The sequence below is a fragment of the Kitasatospora sp. NPDC088742 genome (assembly GCF_055584905.1).
Genome location: NZ_JBVJLD010000005.1, coordinates 1 through 22535 on the forward strand (window position 1 = coordinate 1; position 22535 = coordinate 22535).

At 73.9% G+C, this 22535-nt stretch carries 23 protein-coding genes and 1 pseudogene; 16 read left to right on the forward strand and 8 right to left on the reverse strand.

Annotated elements, in window-relative coordinates:
• Positions 1 to 113 precede the first annotated feature (113 nt).
• Positions 114 to 1082, reverse strand: coding sequence for a non-homologous end joining protein Ku (gene ku, locus ACZ6ZR_RS06730; RefSeq protein WP_465640080.1), 969 nt, complete (start codon positions 1080 to 1082; stop codon positions 114 to 116).
• 10 nt (positions 1083 to 1092) lie between these two features.
• On the reverse strand, positions 1093 to 2004 hold the full coding sequence (locus ACZ6ZR_RS06735; RefSeq protein WP_465640082.1) for a LysR family transcriptional regulator: 912 nt from the start codon (positions 2002 to 2004) through the stop codon (positions 1093 to 1095).
• 104 nt (positions 2005 to 2108) lie between these two features.
• On the opposite strand from ACZ6ZR_RS06735, the gene ACZ6ZR_RS06740 reads away from it, so the two are divergent.
• From ACZ6ZR_RS06740 to ACZ6ZR_RS06785, 10 genes are all read left to right on the forward strand, one after another.
• A complete protein-coding gene (locus ACZ6ZR_RS06740; RefSeq protein ID WP_465640084.1) occupies positions 2109 to 2831 on the forward strand; it encodes an SDR family oxidoreductase in 723 nt (240 codons plus the stop codon).
• Positions 2832 to 2891: 60 nt separating this feature from the next.
• A complete protein-coding gene (gene ligD, locus ACZ6ZR_RS06745; RefSeq protein WP_465640086.1) occupies positions 2892 to 3845 on the forward strand; it encodes a non-homologous end-joining DNA ligase in 954 nt (317 codons plus the stop codon).
• 137 nt (positions 3846 to 3982) lie between these two features.
• Positions 3983 to 4510: a DoxX family protein gene (locus ACZ6ZR_RS06750; protein ID WP_465640088.1), complete on the forward strand. Its 528-nt coding sequence runs from the start codon at positions 3983 to 3985 to the stop codon at positions 4508 to 4510.
• 18 nt (positions 4511 to 4528) lie between these two features.
• Positions 4529 to 4756 (forward strand): hypothetical protein, encoded by a 228-nt coding sequence (locus tag ACZ6ZR_RS06755; RefSeq protein ID WP_465640090.1) that lies wholly within the window; start codon positions 4529 to 4531, stop codon positions 4754 to 4756.
• A gap of 105 nt (positions 4757 to 4861) precedes the next feature.
• On the forward strand, positions 4862 to 6319 hold the full coding sequence (locus ACZ6ZR_RS06760) for a catalase (RefSeq protein WP_465640092.1): 1458 nt from the start codon (positions 4862 to 4864) through the stop codon (positions 6317 to 6319).
• 158 nt (positions 6320 to 6477) lie between these two features.
• Positions 6478 to 6864 carry a DoxX family protein gene (locus ACZ6ZR_RS06765; protein WP_465640094.1) on the forward strand — a complete coding sequence of 129 codons (387 nt, stop codon included), beginning with the start codon at positions 6478 to 6480 and terminating at the stop codon, positions 6862 to 6864.
• Positions 6865 to 6952: 88 nt separating this feature from the next.
• On the forward strand, positions 6953 to 7981 hold the full coding sequence (locus ACZ6ZR_RS06770) for a phosphotransferase family protein (protein ID WP_465640096.1): 1029 nt from the start codon (positions 6953 to 6955) through the stop codon (positions 7979 to 7981).
• 2 nt (positions 7982 to 7983) lie between these two features.
• Positions 7984 to 9201 carry an acyl-CoA dehydrogenase family protein gene (locus tag ACZ6ZR_RS06775; protein ID WP_465640098.1) on the forward strand — a complete coding sequence of 406 codons (1218 nt, stop codon included), beginning with the start codon at positions 7984 to 7986 and terminating at the stop codon, positions 9199 to 9201.
• Between the two features lie 2 nt (positions 9202 to 9203).
• A complete protein-coding gene (locus ACZ6ZR_RS06780) occupies positions 9204 to 10385 on the forward strand; it encodes an acyl-CoA dehydrogenase family protein (RefSeq protein ID WP_465640100.1) in 1182 nt (393 codons plus the stop codon).
• Entirely contained in the window at positions 10382 to 11452 is a 1071-nt protein-coding gene (locus tag ACZ6ZR_RS06785) for an acyl-CoA dehydrogenase family protein (protein WP_465640102.1), read from the forward strand. The genes ACZ6ZR_RS06780 and ACZ6ZR_RS06785 overlap by 4 nt, the downstream gene beginning before the upstream one ends.
• A gap of 27 nt (positions 11453 to 11479) precedes the next feature.
• Here ACZ6ZR_RS06785 and ACZ6ZR_RS06790 read toward each other — a convergent pair.
• The 4 genes and pseudogenes from ACZ6ZR_RS06790 to ACZ6ZR_RS06805 form a co-directional block, all read right to left on the reverse strand.
• A pseudogene (locus ACZ6ZR_RS06790) lies at positions 11480 to 12768 on the reverse strand (phytase).
• 77 nt (positions 12769 to 12845) lie between these two features.
• The gene (locus ACZ6ZR_RS06795; RefSeq protein ID WP_465640104.1) at positions 12846 to 13811 is read right to left on the reverse strand and encodes an NADPH:quinone oxidoreductase family protein; all 966 of its coding nucleotides are present in this window, start codon (positions 13809 to 13811) and stop codon (positions 12846 to 12848) included.
• A gap of 5 nt (positions 13812 to 13816) precedes the next feature.
• Complete coding sequence (locus ACZ6ZR_RS06800; RefSeq protein ID WP_465640106.1) at positions 13817 to 14581, reverse strand: SDR family oxidoreductase; 765 nt, start codon at positions 14579 to 14581, stop codon at positions 13817 to 13819.
• Positions 14578 to 15333: an SDR family oxidoreductase gene (locus ACZ6ZR_RS06805; protein WP_465640108.1), complete on the reverse strand. Its 756-nt coding sequence runs from the start codon at positions 15331 to 15333 to the stop codon at positions 14578 to 14580. Before ACZ6ZR_RS06805 ends, ACZ6ZR_RS06800 begins: the two co-directional genes overlap by 4 nt.
• Positions 15334 to 15465: 132 nt before the next feature.
• Here ACZ6ZR_RS06805 and ACZ6ZR_RS06810 point away from each other — a divergent pair, with 132 nt between their 5' ends.
• Both ACZ6ZR_RS06810 and ACZ6ZR_RS06815 read left to right on the forward strand, forming a co-directional pair.
• Positions 15466 to 16089, forward strand: a complete 624-nt coding sequence (locus tag ACZ6ZR_RS06810; protein ID WP_465640110.1) for a TetR/AcrR family transcriptional regulator — start codon at positions 15466 to 15468, stop codon at positions 16087 to 16089.
• Between the two features lie 73 nt (positions 16090 to 16162).
• Positions 16163 to 16978: a DUF2470 domain-containing protein gene (locus tag ACZ6ZR_RS06815; RefSeq protein WP_465640112.1), complete on the forward strand. Its 816-nt coding sequence runs from the start codon at positions 16163 to 16165 to the stop codon at positions 16976 to 16978.
• Between the two features lie 13 nt (positions 16979 to 16991).
• Here the strand turns inward: ACZ6ZR_RS06815 and ACZ6ZR_RS06820 are convergent, their stop codons facing one another.
• Positions 16992 to 17528 carry a PadR family transcriptional regulator gene (locus ACZ6ZR_RS06820; RefSeq protein WP_465640114.1) on the reverse strand — a complete coding sequence of 179 codons (537 nt, stop codon included), beginning with the start codon at positions 17526 to 17528 and terminating at the stop codon, positions 16992 to 16994.
• A 108-nt stretch (positions 17529 to 17636) separates the two neighbouring features.
• Here ACZ6ZR_RS06820 and ACZ6ZR_RS06825 point away from each other — a divergent pair, with 108 nt between their 5' ends.
• Positions 17637 to 18404 (forward strand): alpha/beta fold hydrolase, encoded by a 768-nt coding sequence (locus tag ACZ6ZR_RS06825; RefSeq protein ID WP_465640116.1) that lies wholly within the window; start codon positions 17637 to 17639, stop codon positions 18402 to 18404.
• Positions 18405 to 18411: 7 nt separating this feature from the next.
• On the opposite strand, the gene ACZ6ZR_RS06830 is transcribed toward ACZ6ZR_RS06825, so the two are convergent.
• A complete protein-coding gene (locus tag ACZ6ZR_RS06830; RefSeq protein ID WP_465640118.1) occupies positions 18412 to 19185 on the reverse strand; it encodes a VOC family protein in 774 nt (257 codons plus the stop codon).
• Positions 19186 to 19328: 143 nt separating this feature from the next.
• On the opposite strand from ACZ6ZR_RS06830, the gene ACZ6ZR_RS06835 reads away from it, so the two are divergent.
• The 3 genes from ACZ6ZR_RS06835 to ACZ6ZR_RS06845 all read left to right on the forward strand — a co-directional run bounded on the left by ACZ6ZR_RS06835 (position 19329) and on the right by ACZ6ZR_RS06845 (position 22527).
• Positions 19329 to 20540: an NAD(P)/FAD-dependent oxidoreductase gene (locus tag ACZ6ZR_RS06835; protein ID WP_465640120.1), complete on the forward strand. Its 1212-nt coding sequence runs from the start codon at positions 19329 to 19331 to the stop codon at positions 20538 to 20540.
• A gap of 125 nt (positions 20541 to 20665) precedes the next feature.
• The gene (locus ACZ6ZR_RS06840) at positions 20666 to 21490 is read left to right on the forward strand and encodes a YndJ family protein (protein ID WP_465640122.1); all 825 of its coding nucleotides are present in this window, start codon (positions 20666 to 20668) and stop codon (positions 21488 to 21490) included.
• The gene (locus tag ACZ6ZR_RS06845) at positions 21487 to 22527 is read left to right on the forward strand and encodes a DUF1990 family protein (RefSeq protein WP_465640124.1); all 1041 of its coding nucleotides are present in this window, start codon (positions 21487 to 21489) and stop codon (positions 22525 to 22527) included. The genes ACZ6ZR_RS06840 and ACZ6ZR_RS06845 overlap by 4 nt, the downstream gene beginning before the upstream one ends.
• Positions 22528 to 22535: the final 8 nt, after the last annotated feature.

Genomic DNA, 22535 nt, shown 5'->3' on the forward strand with positions numbered 1-22535 from the left:
CAGCGACGAGCATCGACGTCAGATATGTCCCCACCCATGAACAGTCCAACGAGCAAACCCAACAGCAGTCACGGTAAGCACCGTTGCAGTACTAGTGCCGGGGGAGGCACTGGTCAGGAGACCGCCTTCAGACGGCGCTTCGGCCTCACAGCCTTCCCGACCGCCTTCAGCAGCTCGTCCCGGGTCATCGAGGACCGCCCCTTGATGTCCAACTCCACGGCACGTTCGTAGAGTTGGGCCTTGGTCAGCCCGGAGAGGTCCTCCTCCGCGGGCTTCTCCGGCTCGGCCGGGGCGGGTGCCTTGCCGACCGCCGCCATCGAGCGGTTGAGGACCTCCATCAGGTCCACCACGTTGGTGGCCACCGCCGGCTCCTCGGACCGGACCACCTCGCGGCCCTCGACCTTGGCCTCCACCAGCTCGCGCACCCGGTCCTCGTAGTCGTCCCGGTACTCCTCGGGCTTCCAGTCCATCGCGAGCATCCCGATCAGCTGCTCGGCCGCCTTCAACTCCCGCTCCTGGAGCGTCACATCGGCCTCCGGGAGGTTGTCGACCTCGCTGTGCGGGTCCCGGACCTCGTCGGCGAAGTGCATGGTGTGCAGGGTGAGGGTGTCGCCCTCGACGTGCACCGCCGTCAGGTACTCCCGGCCGCGCATGGCGAACTTGGCGATCCCGGCCTTGCCGGTGCGGCTCAGCGCCTCCCGCAGCAGGGCGTAGACCTTGGTGTACTCCTTGCCCTTGGGGCCCAGGTAGTAGGTCTTGTCGAAGAGGATCGGCTCGACCTGCTCCAGCTCCACGAAGCCGAGGATCTCGATGGTCTTCGACCGTCCGGGGGAGATCTCCTCCAGCTCCTGCGGCTCGACCACCACGTACTCGCCCTCGGCCAGCTCGAAGCCCTTCACCACGTCGGCGTAGGGCACCTCCTCGCCAGTGCGCTCGTTGACCCGCTGGTTGCGCACCCGGTCGGAGGTGCCGCGCTGGAGCTGGCGGAACCGGACGCTGTGGTCCTCGGTGGCCGAGTACAGCGCCACCGGTACGGTGACCAGCCCGAAGCTCAACGTCCCCGACCACATCGCCCTGGCCATCCGGGCCTCCTCAGCCGACGCCTCCGTCCCCCTGCCCTCCAGGTTCGCCCACCCTGGCGTGACCGGCCAGCACGTCCAGGAAGGCGGTGGTGATCCGGTCCGGCCCCGGGCGGGTGTACCCGGCCAGGATCCGGCGGACCGGCGGGTCGGGGCGCAGGACCCGGGCGGCGAAGCCGGGCGGCAGCAGGTTCCCCGGCACCAGGGCCGGGCCGAGCCCGGCGGCGGCGAGCAGCGGGGCGGCGGCGGTCTGCTCGGTGCGCACGCCCGCCTCCGGCCGGAAGCCGGCCGCCGCGCAGGCCGCGTCGAGCACCTCGGCCAGCCCGTTGCCGGGCGCGTAGTGCACCCACTCCCGGCCGGCCAGCGTGGCCAGCGCGATCCGGCCGTCCACGGCCTCGGCCGGGTCGTCCTCAGCCAGCACCACCACGAACTCCTCCTCCCCCAACTCCTGTACCGGGCCCGCCCATTCGAGGGGACGAGGCCCGACCGCCAGGTCCGCCCGGCCGTCCGCCATCGCGGCGGTGAGCGCCTCGGTGTGCGGGTACTCGCGCAGCCGCACCCGGACCCGCGGGTGGCGGGCCCGCCAGGCCCGCAGCACCGGCGGCAGCACGCCGAGCGCCACCGAGTACACCACCGCGAGCTGGAGCTCCCCGCCGTCCACCCCGGCCGCCCGGCGGGCGGCGGCCCGGGCCCGCTCCGCCCCGGCCAGCGCCGCACGGGCGTGCGGCTCCACCTCGCGGCCCATCGGGGTGAGCCGCACCGAGCGCGGAAGCCGCTCCAGCAACGGCCCGCCGCACTCCCGCTCCAGCGCGCGCACCTGGTGCGAGAGGGCCGGCTGGGAGACGTGCAGCAGCTCGGCCGCCCGGGTGAAGGAGCCGGTCTCCACGACGGTGACCAGGTACTCGTACTGACGGAGCGTAGCCATGCACGGAGTTTATGGCTAAGCAAGGAAGCATGTCTTGGACAGGGGGTGCCCGGGCGGCGGAGGCTCATGGGGAGAGATCCACTTCCCCTCCGAGGAGCAGAGCGATGAGCAAGGAAACCCTGGACGGACGCCGCCTGGTCGTGGTCGGCGCGGGCTCGGGCATCGGCCGCGAGCTGGCCCGGACGGCCTCGGCGGCCGGGGCCGAGCTGGTGCTGGCCGGGCCGGACGAGGCCCGCCTCGCGGCCACCGCCGCCGAGCTGCCCGGCCCGGCCGTGGTGCAACCGGTCGACCTGGCCGACGAGGCCTCGATCGGCGCCCTGGCCGAGCGGACCGGCCGCTTCGACCACCTGGTCTCGACCGCCGCCATGCCGGCCAACGGGCCGGTGAAGGACCTTCAACTGGTTGATGTGCAGCGGGCGTTCGCCGCCAAGGTGTTCGGCCCGCTGCTGCTCGCCAAGCACCTCTCCGGGCAGGCCGAGCCCGGTGGCTCGTTCACCTTCTTCTCCGGCGTGGCCGCCTGGCGTCCGGCCCCGGAGCGGGTGGTGATGGCCACCAGCAACGGCGCGCTGGCCTTCCTGGTCGAGGCTCTCGCGGTCGAGCTGGCACCCGTCCGGGTCAACGCCGTCTCCCCGGGCATCGTCGACTCCGGCGCCTGGGACGGCCTGGCCGAGCGCAAGGACGCCTTCCTGGCCGGCGTCGCCGCCAGGAACCCGGCCCGCCGCGTCGGCTCCCCCGCCGACCTGGTCCAGGCGGTGCTGTACGCGATCGCGAACCCGTACGTCACCGGCACCGTCCTGCACGTCGACGGCGGCGGCCGCCTGGCCTGAGCCCCGGCCCGGGCCGCCCCGCACCCGGCCCGGGCCGTCCCCCGGTGCCACCCTGGAGGGGTGACGCTGCTCCGCTTCTCGCCGATGCTGGCCACCTCCGGCGGGCGCCGGGAGTTCGGCCCGGGCTGGCTGCTGGAGCGCAAGCTCGACGGCATCCGCGCACTGGCCTACCGGGACGGCCCTCAGATCCGCATCGAGTCCCGCACCGGCAAGCAACTGGCCCCGGGATTCCCCGAGTTGACCGAGGCGCTGGCCGCCCAGCCGGTGCAGCGCTTCGTGCTGGACGGCGAGATCGTCGCCCTCGACGAGCACGGCGCGACCAGCTTCGAACGGCTCCAGCGGCGGATGCAGCTGCGCGACCCGCGCCGGGCCCTGGCCACCGGCGTGGCGGTCACGTACTTCCTCTTCGACCTGCTCCAGCTGGAGCAGTACGACACCACCCGCCTCCCGCTCACCGAGCGCAAGCAGGTCCTCGCCCGGGCCCTCCGGTACGGCGGCCCGCTGCGCTACACCGAGCACCAGGAGGCGGACGGCCCCGCGCCCCTGGCCGAGGCCTGCGCCCGGGGCTGGGAGGGCCTGATCGCCAAGCGCGCCGACGGCGCCTACCAGCAGCGCCGCTCGCCGGACTGGCTGAAGCTCAAGTGCACCGCCGCCCAGGAGCTGGTGATCGGCGGTTTCACCGACCCGGCGGGCTCCCGGGCGGGCTTCGGCGCCCTGCTGCTCGGCACCTACCTGGCCGGCGGGGGCCTCCGGTACGCGGGCAAGGTCGGCACCGGCTTCTCCACCGCCGTCCTGCACGGGCTGCGGGCCCGGCTGGACGCGCTGGCCCGGCCGGACTCGCCGTTCGACGGCCCGGTGCCGGAGCGGGCGCCGCACTGGGTGGAGCCGGTACTGGTCGCGCAGTGCGCCTTCACGGGCTGGACCGAGGAGGGAAGGCTGCGCCATCCGCGCTTCCTCGGGCTGCGGGAGGACAAGGACGCACGCGAGGTCTTCCGCGACACCCAAGGGACTTGACAGTCCATCAGGCAAGTCCGGGCTCGTTGTTCAAATTGGAAATGTCAGGTACGGTCACCAAAGTGGTTCAAATTCGAACCGCGATTCCCCGTGCCCTGGCCTGTCCTGGCCGCCCGAGACCGGAGACCAGCCTGCTCATGACGACCACCTCCCCCACGCCCCCCACCGCCACCACCTCCCTGCCCGCCTACGACCTCGGCCTCCTGGTGCTCCGCCTGGGCCTCGGCCTCACCATGGCCGGCCACGGTCTGCAGAAGCTGTTCGGCTGGTTCGGCGGTGCCGGCCTCGACTCCACCGCCCAGTTCTTCGCCTCCGTCGGCTACCCCGCACCCGACGCGATGGCCGTGGTGGCCGCGCTCACCGAGACGCTCGGCGGCCTCGGCGTCGCCCTCGGCCTGGTCACCCCGCTGGCCGGCGCCGCCGTGGTCGGCACCATGCTGAACGCGCTGGCCGTCACCTGGACGGGCTCCTTCTTCTCCCCCGAGGGCCCGGAGTACGTGATCATTCTGATCGCCGCCTTCGCCGCCCTCACCCTGACCGGCCCCGGCCGCTACTCGGCGGACTCCTTCGTGCCCGTCCTCAACCGCCACCGGCTGGTCTACGGCCTCGCCGCGCTGGCCCTGGCCGTGATCATGGCCGGCGTCGTCCTGCTGGTCCGGGACTGACCGCGCGACACTGGAACCATGAGCCGTGACATCTTCCACCCGCCGGTGGTGGTGCGGGCCCCCACCAAGGGAGCCCGCCCCTACCGGCGGGTGGAGATCTACGGGCGCCTGGTCGGCAAGGCCTCCGACGAGGCCGACGTGGCGGAGTTCATCCGCCGGGCCGGGGTGGACGATCCCGACCTCGACGACCCCGAGCTGGTCGAGTGGCTCGGCGGCGGCCGCGAGGTCTGGGTCCCCGAGGGGTAGCGCTGCGGTTGTGGGACGGCGCGGTCGGTGTTCGAGTGGGTATCGGCCGTCGCGGGCCGACCGCCGGCCGAGAGGTACGCGCGTACCGCTAGGAGGCCCTACCCCATGTCCGAAGCACACGTCCCGTACACCACCAACAACGCCGGTGTCCCGGTCGAGAGCGACTCGGATTCGCTGACCGCCGGACCGGTGGGCCCGATCCTGCTGCACGACCACTACCTGATCGAGAAGATGGCCCAGTTCAACCGGGAACGGGTGCCCGAGCGGGTGGTGCACGCCAAGGGCGGCGGGGCCTACGGGTTCTTCCAAGTCACCAACGACGTCAGCCAGTTCACCAAGGCCGACCTCTTCCAGCCCGGCAAGAAGACCGAGCTGCTGATCCGCTTCTCCACGGTGGCCGGCGAGCTCGGCACCCCCGACAGCTGGCGCGACCCGCGCGGCTTCGCGGTGAAGTTCTACACCGAGCAGGGCAACTACGACCTGGTCGGCAACAACACCCCGGTCTTCTTCGTCCGGGACCCGATCAAGTTCCAGGACTTCATCCGCTCGCAGAAGCGCCGCCCCGACACCCACCTGCGCGACAACGACATGCAGTGGGACTTCTGGACCCTCAGCCCGGAGTCCGCCCACCAGGTCACCTGGCTGATGGGCGACCGCGGCATCCCGAAGACCTGGCGCCAGATGAACGGCTACGGCTCGCACACCTACCAGTGGGTCAACGCCGGCGGCGAGCGCTTCTGGGTCAAGTACCACTTCAAGACCGACCAGGGCATCGACTTCCTCTCCCAGGCGGACGCGGACCTGCTGGCCGGCCAGGACCCGGACGCGCACATCCGCGACCTCTACGACGCGGTCAAGAACGGCAACCACCCGAGCTGGACGCTGCACGTCCAGGTGATGCCCTTCGACGACGCCTGGGACTACCGGTTCAACCCCTTCGACCTCACCAAGGTCTGGCCGCACGCCGACTACCCGCTGATCGAGGTCGGGCGGATGACGCTCAACCGCAACCCCGACAACTACCACGTGCACATCGAGCAGGCCGCCTTCGAGCCCTCCAACCTGGTGCCCGGCATCGGCGTCTCGCCCGACAAGATGCTGCTCGGCCGGATCTTCTCCTACCCGGACACCCACCGGTACCGGATCGGCCCCAACTACGCCCAGCTGCCGCCCAACCGGCCGCACGTCCCGGTGCACTCCTACGCCAAGGACGGGCCGATGCGCTTCGAGGCCTCCCGCGCCGAGGTCCCCTACGCGCCCAACTCCTACGGCGGCCCGGCCGCGCAGCCCGAACTCTGGGGCTCCCCGCTCGGCTGGGACGTGGCCGGCCGGATGGTCCGCGAGGCCTACCCGCTGCACCGCGAGGACGACGACTGGGGCCAGGCCGGCACCATGGTCCGTCAGGTCCTGGACGACGCCGCCCGCGACCGCCTGGTCTCCAACGTCAGCGGCCACCTCCTCAACGGCGTCTCCGCCCCGGTCCTGGCCCGCGCCCTCGACTACTGGCGCAACGTCGACAAGGACCTCGGCGACCGCATCGCCACCAAGGTCAACGGCGGATAGCGACTCCGCACCACACCGCACCACGGCCGCCCCGGGACACCCTCCCGGGGCGGCCGTCGCCGTGACCGGGGTCACACCGCGCCGTGTCACAGGCGGCGGGCCCCTCTCGTCCCGTGAACGACCGACGACGTACGTCGGCCGGACCAGAGGAGCACCTGATGAACATCGCGCTGTGGATCGTCGCCGGACTGCTCGCCGCCGCCTACCTCGCGGGCGGCGGCCTCAAGCTGATCCTGCCGAAGCAGCGGATCGCGGCCTTCGGCGCCAGCTCGCAGTGGGTCGAGGACTTCGGCGCGGGCGGCGTGAAGGCGATCGGAGCGCTGGAGGCCGCCGCCGGCCTGGGGCTGGTGCTGCCGCCCGCCTCGGGCATCGCGCCGGTGCTCGCGCCACTGGCCGCCGCCGGCCTGGCGCTGCTCATGGCCGGGGCGGCCGTGGTCCGGATCCGGCGCGGCGAGACCAAGCTGGTGGCCGTGGACCTGGTCTACCTGCTGCTCGCCGCCTTCGTCGCCTGGGGCCGCTTCGGCCCCGAGGCGTTCCTGGGCTGACCCGCCACCCCGTGCGGGGCGTTGACAGGGGCAGGACTCGCGGCAATGCTAAGCAAGCGCTTAGTCACCCACCCGTGAGGACTGCCCCATGAGCGATGACTTCCCCGATCCGCCCGGCCTCGACCTCGGCCGGCTGCGGGACCACCTCGACGCCGAGCGCCCCGGGCTGGTGCGGGGGCCGCTGCGGGCGGAGCTGATCGAGGGCGGGCGGTCGAACCTCACCTACCGGGTGGGAGACGGCAGTTCGACGTGGGTGCTGCGGCGGCCGCCGCTCGGGCACGTGCTGGCGACGGCCCACGACATGGGCCGGGAGTACCGGGTGATGACGGCCCTGGCGCCGACCGCCGTGCCGGTGCCCGGGACGCTGCTGCTGGTGGAGGACCCGGAGGTGCTCGGGGCGCCCTGGTACCTGATGGAGCACGTGGCCGGGACTCCGCACCGGGACGCCGCCGCGCTGGCCGCCTTCGGGGAGCCGCGGGTGCACGCGCTCGGGCTGCACCTGGCCGACACCCTGGTCGCGCTGCACGCCGTGGACCCGGCCTCCGTCGGGCTGGCGGACTTCGGGCGGCCGGAGGGCTTCCTGGAGCGTCAGCTGCGGCGCTGGGAGCGGCAGTTGGAGGCGTCCAGGAGCCGCGAGGTGCCGGGCATCACCGAGCTGCGGGCCGAGTTGACGGAGGCCCTGCCCGACTCCCCCGCCCCGGCCCTGGTGCACGGCGACTACCGCCTGGACAACGTGCTGGTCGGCCCGGACGACCGGATCACCGCCGTGCTGGACTGGGAGATGTCCACCCTCGGCGACCCCCTCACCGACCTCGGCCTGCTGGTGATGTACACCGAACTGGCCCGCCGGTACGACGGAATCCTGCCGGGCGCCGCGCTGGCCCCCGGCTTCCCCTCCGCGGCCGAGCTGGTCGGCCGCTACACCGAGGGCTCGGGCCGGGACGTCTCGACGCTCGGCTGGTACGTGGGCTTCGCCTCGTTCAAGCTCGCCGTGGTCCTGGAGGGCATCCACTTCCGCCACGGCCAGGGCCGCACCGTGGGCCCCGGCTTCGACCGGGTGGGCGAACTCGTCCCGCTGTTCGTGCAGTTCGGCCTGACCGCACTCAAGGAGCGCTGACCGTGGACTTCGCCTACGACGCCCGGACCGAGCAGCTGCGCGAGCAGCTGACCGCCTTCCTGGAGGAGGTGGTGTACCCGGCCGAGCCGGTGCTCGCCGCCCAGCTCGCCGACCCCGCGCGGCCGGAGTGGACCGTACCGGCAGTGATCCGCGAGCTGCAGACCGAAGCCCGGGCCCGCGGGCTGTGGAACCTCTTCTTGCCGGGCGAGCACGGAGCCGGGCTGACCAACCTCCAGTACGCCCCGCTGGCCGAGCTGACGGGCCGTTCGATCCTGCTGGCCCCCGCCGCGCTCAACTGCGCCGCGCCGGACACCGGGAACATGGAGCTGCTCGCCCAGTTCGGCGACGAGGCGCAGCGCAAGCAGTGGCTGGAGCCGCTGCTGAACGCGGAGATCCGCTCCGCCTTCGCGATGACCGAGCCGGAGGTGGCCTCCTCCGACGCCACCAACATCACCACCCGGATCGAGCGCGACGGCGACGAGTACGTGGTCAACGGCCGCAAGTGGTACATCAGCGGGGCGATGAACCCGGACTGCAAGATCTTCATCGTGATGGGCAAGACCGACCCGACGGCCGACCCGCACCGCCAGCAGAGCATGATCCTGGTGCCGAGGGACGCCCCCGGGGTGACGGTCCGCCGGGGCATGACGGTCTTCGGCTACAAGGACGAGGACCACGGCGGGCACGCCGAGATCACCTTCGAGGACGTCCGCGTCCCGGCCGCCAACCTGATCGGCGAGGAGGGCGCAGGCTTCGCCATCGCCCAGGCCCGGCTCGGCCCGGGCCGCATCCACCACTGCATGCGGGCGGTCGGGATCGCCGAGCGGGCGCTGGAGTTGATGTGCCGTCGGGTGACCGAGCGGGTCGCCTTCGGCAAGCCGCTGGCCGCCCAGGGGGTGGTCCAGGAGTGGATCGCCGAGTCACGGGTACGGATCGAGCAGGCCCGGCTGCTGGTGCTCAAGACGGCCTGGCTGATGGACACCGTCGGGAACCGGGGGGCGCACACCGAGATCCAGGCGATCAAGATCGCCGTCCCGGCCATGACGGAGTGGGTGCTCGACAAGGCCGTCCAGGCGCACGGCGCGGCCGGGGTGAGCCAGGACACCCCGCTCGCCCAACTCTGGGCGGGGAACCGGACCTTGCGGCTGGCCGACGGTCCGGACGAGGTGCACCGGCGGTCGCTGGCCCGCCGGGAGCTGCGGCGCCACCAGGAAGGCTGACCATGGACCCGACGACCGAACTGCGCACCCGGACCAGGGAGTTCCTGGCCGACAACGACCCGGCCACCACCGACCGGCTGGACTTCCTGCGGGCCCGCTTCGACGCCGGGCTGGCCTGGGTGCACTTCCCGCCCGGCCTCGGCGGCCTCGGCGCGGCCCGCTCCGAACAGGCCGTGGTGAACGAGGAGTTGGCCGCCGCCGAGGCCCCGGACAACGATCCGCGCCGGATCGGCATCGGCCTCGGGATGGCCGCCCCGACCATCCTGCGGCACGGCACCGAGGAGCAGAAGCAGCGCTTCCTGCGTCCGCTGTGGACCGGCGAGGAGGTCTGGTGCCAGCTGTTCAGCGAGCCCGGCGCCGGCTCGGACCTGGCCGCGCTGGCGACCCGCGCGGTGCGTGACGGCGACCACTGGGTGGTGGACGGCCAGAAGGTGTGGACCTCCATCGCGCACGCCGCGCGCTGGGCCATCCTGCTCGCCCGCACCGACCCGGACCTGCCCAAGCACCAGGGCATCAGCTACTTCGTCTGCGACATGACCGACCCCGGGGTGGAGGTCCGGCCACTGCGCCAGCTCACCGGCGAGGCCGAGTTCAACGAGGTCTTCCTGACCGGCGTGCGGATCCCCGACGCGCACCGGATCGGCGCGGTCGGGGAGGGGTGGCGGATCGCCCAGACCACCCTCAACAACGAGCGGGTGGCGATCGGCGGCCAGGCCACCCCGCGCGAGGGCGGCATGATCGGCGTGCTGGCCGGGGCCTGGCGCGAGCAGCCGGAACTGCGCACCCACGAGCTGCACCAGCGGCTGCTCAAGGGCTGGGTGGACGCGGAGGTGCTGCGGCTGACCGGCGAACGGCTGCGCCAGCAGCTGGCGGTCGGGCAGCCCGGACCGGAGGGCGCGGCGATGAAGCTGGCCTTCGCCCGGCTGGCCCAGGAACTCAGCGGCCTGGAGGTGGAGTTGAGGGGCGAGGAGGGCCTCGGGTACGAGGACTGGACGATGACCCGCCCCGAGGTGGTGGACTTCACCGGCCGCGACGCCGGGTACCGCTACCTGCGCGCCAAGGGGAACTCGATCGAGGGCGGCTCCTCCGAGATCCTGCGCAACGTGATCGCCGAGCGGGTGCTCGGCCTCCCCTCGGAGCCGCGCACCGACAAGGACCTGCCGTGGAAGGAGCTGCGCCGATGAGCGATCTGCTGTATTCGGAGCTGGAGGAGGACCTCCGTTCCACGACCCGGGACTTCCTGACCGACCACTGCCCGCCAGCGGCCGTCCTGGAGCGCTGCGAGAGCGCCGAACCGTACGACCCCCGGCTCTGGCGCGGGCTGGCCGAAGGGCTCGGGGTGGCCGGGCTCCAGGTGCCGGAGGAGTGGGGCGGGGCGGGCGCCTCGGTGCGCGAAGTCGCAGTGGTGCTGGAGGAGTTGGGCCGGTCGGTGGCGCCGGTGCCGTACTTCGGCAGCTCGGTGCTGGCGGTGACGGCGCTGCTGGCCGCCAGCGAGCGGGAGCTGCTCCCCGAACTCGCCTCGGGTACCCGGACGGCCACCCTCGCGGTGCCGTTCTCCACCGCCCCCGGTACGGCGCTGCCGCAACTGGCCGCCGGGGGACGGCTCTCCGGGCGGATCACCTCGGTCGCCGACGCCCTGGGCGCCGACGTCCTGCTGGTCCCGGCCGGGGGCGCGCTCTGGGCGGTGGACAGCGCCGAGGCCACCGTCGCCCCCCGGACCTCGCTCGACCTCACCCGGCCGCTGGCCGACGTGGAGCTGAGCGGCGCGGCGGCCCGGAAGGTGGCGGACGGTCAGGAGCCGGTGGCCGAGGCCCTGTTGACCGGAGCCGGCCTGCTGGCCTCCGAGCAGCTCGGGATCGCCGAGTGGTGCCTGGCCACCACCGTCGCCTACCTGAGGGAGCGTCACCAGTTCGGCCGCCCGGTCGGCTCCTTCCAGGCCCTCAAGCACCGCCTGGCCGACCTCTGGCTGGAGATCGTCGGGGGCCGGGCCGCCGCCCGGTACGCGGCGGACGCCCTGGCCACCGGCAGCCCGGACAGGGCGGTGGCCGTCGCCGTCGCCCAGTCCCACTGCGGGACGCTGGCCGTCCGGGCCGCCGAGGAGTGCGTGCAGCTGCACGGCGGCATCGGCATGACCTGGGAGCACCCGGCCCACCTCTACCTCAAGCGCGCCAAGGCCGACCAACTCGCCCTCGGCACCCCGGGGTTCCACCGGAACGCCCTCGCCGGGCCGGTCGGCCTCACCATGCCGTAGAAAACCGGCCAGGCTGGAGGGGTGTCGTCAGCCGATGGCGTGCAGCACGTCCCGCAGGTCCACGAACTTGAAGCCGGTGGCCTCGCGGTCGCCGTCGCCCGGGGTCTCCCGGCCGTCCTGGACGACCATCAGGCCGTGCGGGTAGCGGCGGCCGAGCGGGGCGTTCAGGACGGCCGCGCCGTCGCAGACCTCGGAGCCGTCGAGGGTGGCGGAGGCGGCGGTGATCCGGAAGGCGCCCTCGAACTCGTTGTCCTCGGAGCGGCGGCGGTCGTAGGCGACGAAGGTGTTGTCGCCCTGGCTGGAAGCGAGCAGGTAGCCCTTGCCGTGGCCCCGGTCGAGGATGGTCAGGCCCTCCACGTCGGCGGTCAGGTGCTTGCCGCCGAAGCCGGGGTCGGCACCTGGGGCGCACTCCCCGGTCTCGGCGTCGTAGGTGGCGGGCACGCCGTACTCGCGGACCTTGTCCATCAGCTTCGGGGTGCCGGAGAGGTCGGCCGGGATGCGCCAGATGCCGACGTCCTCCTGGCCGGCGTAGAGGGTGCCGCTGTCCGGGTCGACCACCATGCCCTCCACCTGCGGGAGTTCACCGGGCCCGGCGCAGGGGGTCCAGGTGGCGCCGTTCGGCAGCCGGAACGAGGCCGGGAGGTCGACGGTGCGGACCTGACGGTAGGTCACCGTGCCGGCCGGGTGGCGGTGAGCTCCAGCAGGGCGATCCGGGTGCGGTGGCGCCGGCTGGCCAGCGCGTAGCTGCGGCCGGTGCGGCGGTCGGTCCAGGTGGCCAGGCCGTAGGCGGTGGTCTGCTCGTTGATCTCCGCCTGGTCGGCCGAGAACACCGGGCTCACCCCGGGGTCGGTGACGTCGGTGAGCGGACCGCCGGGCCGGGTCGGGTCGATCCGGTAGACCCGCAGCCGGTCGTTCCCCCGGTCCGTCACGACGGCCAGGTCGGCCCGGCCGCCGCCGAACCGGACGTCGCGCAGCAGGTCGACGTTGTTGAACCGGCCCGGAGCGTCGTCCTTCCCCGGCCCGGCCGGTGCCGGCAGCGCCTGCACCTCCCGTGCCTCCAGGTCGTACACCCGCAGCCCGCCCTGCTTGGCGGTGGCGATCACCAGGCTCCGCCCCGGATCGGCGTCGTTGCGCCAGATCGCCGGGTCGTCGGCGTTGGCCTTGCCACCCGCCTTGTCGTCGAACAGCGGAGCCGTCTCCGCCCTCGGGTGCACCTCCGGCAGCCGCGAGGCGGCCCCGGCGGGGAACGGAACGGACACGGCGAGGAGGGAACCCAGCACGAGGGAGGCGGCCCGCACGGCCTGACGAGTGGTCATGGGCCGCCACCCTGGCGTCACCGGGCGTCTGCCGCGGGAGCGGCGGCCGACGTCCCGGTGAAGCTCTGGTGCACGGCCTACGGCAGGATCGCGATCCGGCCGGTGGTGGTGCCGTCGGCCACGCGCTGGACGGCGTCGGCGGCTCCGGTCAGGGGGAGGCGTTCGCTGACCAGCGGGCGGATGACGGACTTGGCCGCCAGGGTGGTGAGTTCGGTGTGGGCGGCCTGGACGGCGGCGGGGTCGTGGGTGTTGTAGAGGCCCCAGTGCAGGCCGAGCACCGAGTAGTTCTTGACCAGGGCGTGGTTGAGGGCGGCGGTGGGGATGGTGCCGCTGGCGAAGCCGATGACGACGATGCGGCCCTCGAAGGCGATGCAGCGGGTGGATCCGGTGTAGGCCTCGCCGCCGACGGGGTCGAAGACCACGTCCGCGCCCCGGGCGCCGGTGGCCTGCTTGACCGCGGCGGTGAAGTCCTCCGCCCGGCGGTCGATCACCAGGTCGGCGCCCAACTCACGGGCGGCAGCGGCCTTTTCCGGACCTCCGACGACCGCGATGACCGTCGCCCCCGCCGCCTTGCCGAGCTGGACGGCGGCGCTGCCGACTCCCCCGGCCGCGGCGTGGACGAGCAGCGTCTCCCCGGCCCGCAGCGCGGCCCGCCGGTGCAGTGCGAACCAGGCCGTCTGGTAGGCGATGTGGAGCGCGGCGGCCTCCGCGTCGTCCAGCGCGGGCGGGGCCGCGAACGCGCCCCGGGCGTCCATCAGGGCGTACTCGGCGAAGGCGCCGGCCGGCAGCAGCGGGGTGCCGATGACCCGTTCACCGGACCGCGAGCCACCCACCACCTCGCCGCACAGCTCCACGCCCGGGGTGAACGGCAGCGGCGGCCGCACCTGGTAGTGGCCCCGGACCATCAGCGCGTCCGGGAAGTTGACCGCCGCGGCCCGTACCCGGACCAGCAACTGCCCCTCCCCCGCAACCGGTTGGTCCACCTCGGCGAGCCGCATCACCGTACCCGGCTCGCCCAGCTCCCCGACCTGCCATGCCCTCATCCCGCTCACCCTTCCGCGTCCAGCCGCTGCTGCATCCGGTTCATCGTGCCGAGCCAGCGGTCCGTGTCCCCGGCCCGCGCCAGGTAGTACCGGGCCACCTCGGGGTGCGGCAGGATCAGGAACCGCTCCTCGGCGATCCCCCGCATCACCTCCGCCGCCACCTCGTCCGGCTCCAACGCCTCGTCCGCCAGCAGCAGTTGACCGGCCCAGCCGGTGTCGGCGAGCATCCTGGTCCGCACCCCCTGCGGGCAGACCGCGTGCACCCGCACGCCCCGGTGCCGGTAGGTGGCCGAGAGCCACTCGGCGAAGGCCAGCGCCCCGTGCTTGCTGACGGAGTACGGGGCGGAGCCGAGGCTGGTGAGCAGCCCGGCCGCCGACACGGTGGCGACGAAGCGGCCCGCGCCGCGCTCCAGCCAGTCGGGGAGCAGGAGTTCGGCCGCCCGAACGTGCGCCAGCACGTTGACCTGCCAGGCACTCTCCCAGGCGGCGGGCCCGGCGTCAGCGCCGCCCTCCGGGGCGACGCCCGCGTTGGCGCAGTACACGTCGATCCCGCCAAGTTCCTTGCGGGCGGCGGCGATCAGCTCCTCCGGACGGGACGCGTCGCCCGGCACGGCGATGCCCCCGATCCGCTCGGCGACCGCCGATGCGGCCTCCGCGTCCAGGTCGTTGACCACCACGCGGGCTCCGCCCGCCGCCGCGAAGGCCTCGGCCAGGGCGGCCCCGATGCCGTGTCCGGCGCCGGTGACCACCACGCCGAGCCGCCTGGTCACAGGCCGCCGCCGAGGGTGATGCCGCCGTCGACCACCAGGGTCTGCCCGGTGATCCAGGCGGAGTCCTCGGAGAGCAGGAAGGCGACCGCGCCCGCCACGTCCTGCGGCACGCCGAGCCGCTTCATCGGGTAGGCGGCGGCCACCTGCTCCTCGCGGCCCTCGTAGAGGGCTTCGGCGAAGCGGGTCTTGACCACGGCGGGGGCGACGGCGTTGACCCGGATGGCCGGGCCGAGTTCGGCGCCCAGTTCGGTGGTGACGCGCATCAGCGCGGCCTTCGAGACCCCGTACATGCCGATGCCGAGCGAGGCGCGGATGCCGGCGATGGAGGCGACGTTGACCACCGAGCCGCCGTGCTCGCCCATCCAGGCGTCCCGGGCGAGGCGGATCCAGGCCAGCGGGGCGAGCACGTTGACGCCGAGGATCTTGGCGGCGGCGGCCTGGTCGACGTCCAGCAGGGAGCCGAACACCGGGTTGATGCCGGTGTTGTTCACCAGGTGGTCCAGGCGGCCGAACTGCTCCACCGTGCGGGCCACCGCCTCGGCCTGGTGGGCGGGGTCGTCGGACTTGCCGGCGACGGCGATGGCGTGGTCGGGGCCGCCGAGTTCGCGGACCGCCTCGGCCAGCGGTTCGGGGTTGCGGGCGGTGATGCAGACCTTCGCCCCCCGCTCCACCAGCTCGCGGGCGATGGCGAGGCCGATGCCCCGGCTGGCTCCGGTGACCACGGCCACCCGGTCCTTGAACGACGGCGCCATGGCCGATTCCTCTCGACTCGTGCAGCAGGTGCGGCGCGTGACTAAGCGCTTGCTTAGCATGTTGGCGACGGGTCACACTGTCAACCACTCCGACCCCGGGGCGGACCGCACCCGTCTGCGAGGATGACCACCATGAACGACCACGCGACCGCCGAACTCTGGCCCACCGGCAGCCCGGGCGAGCGGACCGAGGCCGCCCGCCGGCTGCTGCTCGCGGCGGTCGAGTCCTTCGCCCGGCGCGGCTACCACGCCACCACCACCCGGGACATCGCCACCGCCGCCGGGATGAGCCCGGCCGCCCTCTACATCCACTACGCGTCCAAGTCGGCCCTGCTCTCCGAGATCAGCCGTACCGGCCACCAGGCCACCCTGGACCTGGTGGAGCGCGCGGCCGCCGAGGGCTCCGGCCCGGTGGAGCAGATGCGGCGGCTGGTCGAGGACTTCACCCGCTGGCACGCCCGGGGCCACACGGTCGGACGGATCGTCAACCACGAGCTGCACGCACTGCCGGAGGCGGAGTTCGAGGTGGTCGCCGAGCTGCGACGACGGATCGAGGAGACCGTGCGGCGGATCATCGAGGCCGGGGTGGCGGAAGGTTCCTTCCAGGTGCCGGACGTGCGGACGGCCGCCCGCGCGGTGACCTCGCTGGGCATCGACGTCTCGCGCTGGTACACCGAGCGGAGCAGCGAGACCCCGGAGGAGCTGGGCCGCCGCTACGGCGTGCTGGTGCTGCGGATGCTCGGAGCCGCGATCTGACGTCCCGTCGGAGCCGCTCCTTCCACCCTCCTTCGACTTAGGTTAGGCTCGCCTTACCTACCCAGGAGGACGGATGCCCGCCAGCCCTGCCCTGCCCAGCTCCGGAAGCCCCGCGAGCGCCGCGCCGACCCCGGCCGAACGCGCCCGCACCCTCCTGGAGTTCGCCTCCTCGGTGATCGTCGACGTGCCCGGCATGGATCTGGCCCACCGCCCCGGCGTCCCGCCGACGGCCCGCTGCGCGGTGCTGGCGGACGGCTCGCTCGCCGTCCTGGCCGAACAGGACTCCCCGCTCTGCCGGATCGCCTCGGTCTCCCGGGGCGACCGGCTCCCGGCCGTGGCCGAGGCGGTGGACGTGGCGCCGGTCGCGATGCCGCACCGCATCCGGGGCCGGGCCACCGTGCACGGGCACCTGGACGTGCTGACCGCCGCCGCGCCCGAGGTGCTCGACGGCCTCTTCCCGCAGCGCCCCACCGGCGTCCGCCACGCCCTCCTCCGGCTCACCCCCGACCACCTCTCGGTCGAGGACCTCTGGGGCTCGGAGTGCTGCGTCCCACTGGACGGGCTCGGCACCGCCGCGCCGGACCCGCTCGCCGCAGACGAGGCCGCCATGCTCCAGCACCTGGCCGCCGCCCACCCCGACCACCTCTCCCGCCTGGGCGCCCTGGCCCTCGACCACCCCGCGGGCCCGGCCGGCTGGGCCGACCACCCCGGCCTCGACGTCCGCCCGGTCGCGCTGGACCGCTTCGGCCTGCGGGTGCGGATGATCGACGGCGACCGCATCCTCGACGCCCGCTTCGAGTTCCACCGCCCGGTCACCAGCGCCGACCAGCTCCCCGAGGCCATGCACCGCCTCTTCCGCCCGGCCGGCTCCCACCGCGCGGACGCCTGACCGGCACGGAACGTCAGGCCCCGTCCGCTGCCTCCAGCTCCTTCAACGTTGCTTCCAGCCAAGCGAGTTCAGCCTCGGTGGTGGCGCGGGCGATCCGCAGCAGGCCGACCCGGAACGGGTCGGTGAGCTCCTCCGCGCGGACGGGGCGGGTGCCGTCGTAGAAGAAGCTGGCCGGTTCGGAGAGGAAGGCGAGCCGGCGGCGGAGCACCGCCGCCTGTTCGGCCGGACTCTCCAGGTGGCGCAGGAAGGCCAGCACGGTGAACCAGCGGTTCTCGTCGCTGATGTCCAACTCCTCCGGCGTGCGCAGCAGTTCGCGCAGCGTGCGCTGCCCGGCCGGGGTGAGGTGGAGGGTGTGCCGGGGGGCCGCCGCCGCACCAGGCTCGGTCTCCCGGCGCAGCAGGCCGTCGGCCTCCAGGCGCTTGATCGCCGGGTAGAGGGTGCCGTCGCTGATCGGCCGGACGTGCCCGGTGAGGGCGGCCAGGTGGCGGCGCAGCTCGTAGCCGTGCAGCGGCCGGTCATGGAGGAACCCGAGGATGGCGAGCTTCAGCATGCGCCCATGCTGCCATGCCGCGCGCCTGCCTATATCGCTTCCGCGATACCTCGGCATCGATGTATGGTTCTGGCCGTCCGCTCACCGCACCCGTGCCAGGAGCCCGCCATGCGCCAAGCCCCCGTGACCCCGAACGGCGACCTGATCCGCTGGATCGAGCTGCCCGGCGCCGAACCGGCCCGGCTCCACCTGCACGGCCTGGGCGCCAGCTCACCCGTCTACTCCGCCGCGGCCGCCGCGCACCCGCTGCTGACGGGCCGTCGGTCGCTGCTGCTCGACCTGCTCGGCTTCGGCATCAGCGACCGGCCCACCGACTTCCCGTACACCCTGGAGTCACACGCCGACGCGGTGGCCACCGCGCTCACCACCGCCGGGGTGAGCGGTGCCGAGGTGATCGCACACAGCCTGGGCGGCGCGGTCGCCATCCTGCTGGCGGCCCGTCACCCGCACCTGGTGTCCAAGCTCGTCCTGGTGGACTCCGTCCTCGACCCCGCACCGCCCGTCCCCGCCCCGGGGTCCAGCGGCATCACCGAGTACACCGAGGAGGAGTTCCTCACCGACGGCTGGCACAAGACCGCCGAACGGGTCGGCCCGACCTGGTGGGCCACCATGCGGCTGGCCGGCCCGGTCGCCCTCCACCGCACCACCGTCCACCGCGCCCGGGGCACCACCCCACCCCTGCGCGAGCAGCTCGCCGCCCTGACCGTCCCCCGCACCTTCCTCCACCCGGAAGCCGACGGCGCTCCCGCCGACGCGGCCGGACTGACCGCCGCCGGCACCACCGTCCGCGCCGTCCCGCACTGCGGCCACAACATCATGTTCGACAACCCCGAAGGCTTCGCCCGCGCCGTCTCCGAAGCCCTGAACGGACGTTGACGCCGACTCAGGCGGTCGGGGCGATGACGGAGAAGAGGCCGCCCTCGGGGTCGCGGAGGCGGGCGGTGCGGCCGTACGGGGTGTCGGTGGGGGGATCGACGACGGTGCCGCCGAGGGTGGTGGCGCGGGCGGCGGCGGTGGCGGCGTCGGGGACGGAGAAGTAGACCTCCCAGTGGGAGCCGGTCAGTTCGCCGCGGCGCAGGGCGGCGACGCTGTGGCCGCCGGTGCGCAGCACGACGCGCTCGTGCTCGTAGCGGACCTCCAGGTGGGCGGGGTCGCGGTCGTCCCAGCGGAAGACCTCGCCGTAGAAGAGGGCGGCCTGGAACGGGTCCCCGGTGCGGAGCTCGATCCAGACGGGGGCGCCGGGCGAGCGGACCCAGGTGGTGCAGCCGAGGTCGCCCTCCCAGAGGCCGAAGGCGGCGCCGGTCAGGTCGGAGGCGAGGGCCATCCGCCCGGCGTCGAAGGGGAGCGGGCCGACCGCGACGGTGCCGCCGCGCTCGCGGATCCGGCCGGCCGTCTCGTCGGCGCTCTCGGTGCCGAAGTAGGTCGTCCAGGCGACGGGGGGCTGCCACTCCCCCTCCGTGGTCCCGAGCCCGGCCACCTCCACGCCGTCCACCACCGCCCGGACGTAAGGGCCGAAGCCGTGCCGCCCGCCGCCCTCGAAGGACCAGCCGAGCAGCGGCCCGTAGAACTCCTGGGCCACCGTCAGGTCACGCGCCATCAGGCTCACCCAGCACGGGGCGGCCGGGACGCAGCGCACGGTGGTGGTATGCCCGCTCATGCGGATCCCTTCCTTCCGGTCGTGGCGCTCCACAGCCTAGGGCGGCGAGAGCCGCGGCGCCCGGACGTGTGGTTCGGCGCGCGGCGGGCAGTCCTCCGGGGTGTGATGGCGGGGTGCGGCACAGCCGAGGAGAGGAGCGGACGATGCGGATGGGCTACGTCGTGGTGGGGGCGAGTCTGGCCGGGGCGAAGGCGGTCGAGACGCTGCGGGCGGAGGGCTACGACGGCCCGGTGACCCTGATCGGCAGCGAGACGGAACGGCCGTACGAGCGGCCGCCGCTCTCGAAGGGCTACCTGATGGGCAGGACCGCCCGGGAGAAGATCTACGTCCATCCGGCGGAGTGGTACGCCGAGCAGGGAGTGGACCTGCGGCTCGGGGTGACCGCGACCGCGATCGACCCGGGCTCACGGACCGTCAGCCTGGACGACGGCGGGCTGGTGCCGTACACCCGGCTGCTGCTCACCACCGGCTCCTCGCCGCGACGGCTGACCGTGCCGGGCGCCGAGGGCGAGCAGGTGCACTACCTGCGCTCCGTCGGGGACAGCGAGCGGATCAAGGCGGCGATCCACCCGAAGGCCCGGATCGTGGTGATCGGCGCGGGTTGGATCGGCCTGGAGACGGCGGCCGCCGCGCGGGAGGCGGGGGCGGAGGTGACGGTGCTGGAGGCGGCCGAGCTGCCGCTGCTGCGGGTGCTCGGCCGGGAGGCCGCCGAGGTCTTCGCCGACCTGCACCGGGACCACGGGGTGGACCTGCGGTTCGGCGTCCGGGTGACGGAGGTGACCGACGAGGGCGTGCGACTGGAGGGCGGCGAGCTGGTCCCCGCGGACGCGGTGGTGGTCGGCATCGGCATCACCCCGAACACCGGGCTGGCCGAGGCGGCCGGCCTGCACGTGGACAACGGCATCCGCACCGACCAGCAGCTGACCACCTCCTCGCCGGACGTGTTCGCGGCGGGGGACGTGGCCAACGCCTACCACCCGCTCTTCGACCGGCCGGTCCGGGTCGAGCACTGGGCCAACGCGCTGCACCAGCCGAGGGTGGCGGCGCGGGCGATGCTCGGGCAGGAGGCGGTGCACGACCGGGTCCCGTACTTCTTCACCGACCAGTACGACCTGGGCATGGAGTACACCGGCTACGTGGAGCCGGGCGGCTTCGACCGGGTGGTCTTCCGGGGCGAGCGGCGGTCGCGGGAGTTCATCGCCTTCTGGCTCTCCGGCGGGCGGGTGCTGGCCGGGATGAACGTCAACGTCTGGGACGTCACCGACCCGATCCGCGAGCTGGTCCGCTCCGGCCGGACGGTGGACCCGGACCAGCTGGGCGACCCGGCCATCCCCCTGGACCAGGTCGGCCGCTGACCCGCCCTCACCCCCGCACCCGTCCCCCAGGCACAGAGGGGGGCGGGTGTTGAACGTGTTCAGAGTTGCCGTAGAGTCATCCGCGCAGCAGCTTTGAACACGTTCAACGAGAGGGGGCAGCTGCCGTGACCGCCCTGGTCAACCTCATCGTCATGCTCGGCATGCTCGCCGTCGTACCCCTGGGCCTCGGCCTGCTCGGCGGCCCCGGCGCCGCCACGCTGGCCCGGCTCTGGCCGTTCGCCGCCCTGCCCGGCGCGCTCGCGCTCTGGCTCCCGCGCGGCGCCACCGCCACCGCCCTGGCCTCCGTCTACGCCGCCGCCACCGTGGCGCTGGCCCTGCTGGCACCCGCCCGGCTGGCCCGCCGCCGCTCGCTCGCCCCGGCCGAGCTGGCCGCGCTCACCGCGCTGGCCGCCCCCTCGGTGGCGGGCCTCGCGCTGGTCGCCGAGCGCTCGGGCACCGAGCTCTTCGGGTTCGACCTGGACATCCTGGCGCTGACCGTGCCGCACTTCCACTTCGCCGGCTTCACCGCCGCGCTGGTGGCCGGGCTGGTCGGACGGACCGTCAGCGACCGCCCGGGCCCGGCGGCGGCCGCCGCGCTGAGCGTGCCGCTCGGCACCCTGCTGGTGCTCGGCGGCTACTTCGTCGGCGACTGGGCCGAGCTGGTCGGCGCGGTCGTGCTGACCGTCGGCATGTGGCTGACCGGCCTGCTCACCTGGCAGGACGTCAGCCGCCGCGCCCCCGACCGGCTCACCGGCCGGCTGCTGCTCACCTCCGCCGGCGTCCTGGTGGCCACCATGCTGCTCGCCCTCTGGTGGGCCCTCGGCGAGGCCACCGGACTGATCCACCCCACCCTGACCTGGATGGCCGCCACCCACGGCCTGGGCAACGCGCTCGGCTTCGCGCTCTGCTCGCTGCTGGCCTGGCGCCGACTCGAGGAGCGGACCCGATGAACCGCCACAGCACCTTCAGCTACCCCGAGGTCGGCGCCACCCGGCGCCCCGAGAACCTCCCGGCCGGCTACCGCCACCTGCGCCACCGCGCGCTGATCGGGTACGGGCGGGAGGTCCTGGAGGCCGCCGGGGAGACGGTGACCAGCTGGCGGATGCACCGCGGCATGGGCACCAAGGTCACGGCCGAGGCGGAGCGGACCGACCCGGGCGTGCGGGCCTCGCTCGGCCTCGGGGTCGGCCCGCTCACCGTCTCGGCCCCCGCCGAGGTGGTCTGGTCGGTCCGCGAACCGGACCGGATCGGCTTCGCCTACGGCACCCTGACGGGCCATCCGGCCCGCGGCGAGGAGTCCTTCGTGGTCGAGCTGGGCCCGGACGGCGCGGTGTGGATGACCGTCACCGCGTTCAGCCGCCCGGACCGCTGGTACACCCGGCTCGGCGGGCCGCTGCTCGGGCTGCTCCAGGGGCTGTACGTGCGGGGCTGCGGCCGCGTGGTGCGGCGGGCGGCCACCGCCGCCACCCGGCGGCCGGCCTTCAACTACCCCGACGTCGGCGCCCTCGCCACCTCCGGACGGCCGCCCGCCGGGTACCGGCGGCTGCACCACCGGGCGCTGATCGGGTACGGCCGGGACGTGCTGGAGGCGGCCGGCGAGACGGTCACCAGCTGGCGGATGCACCGGGACGCGGGCATCGCGGTCACCCCCGGGACGCCCCCGGCCGAGGCCGGGGTGCGGGTGGTCTGCCGGATCGGGTGCGGGCCGCTCGCGGTGGCGGCACCGGCCGAGGTGCTCTGGTCGGTCCGCGAACCCGACCGGATCGGCTTCGCCTACGGCACCCTGACGGGCCACCCGGAGGCCGGGGAGGAGTCCTTCGTGGTGAACCTCGGCCCGGACGGCGCGGTGTGGATGACCGTCACCGCGTTCAGCCGCCCGGGCCGCTGGTACACCCGGCTCGGCGGGCCGGTGGTGCCGCCGCTCCAGCGGCTGGCCGCCCGCCGCTACGCCGGGGCCGTCCGGCGCAGCGTGGACCCGGCCGCCTGACGCCGCGT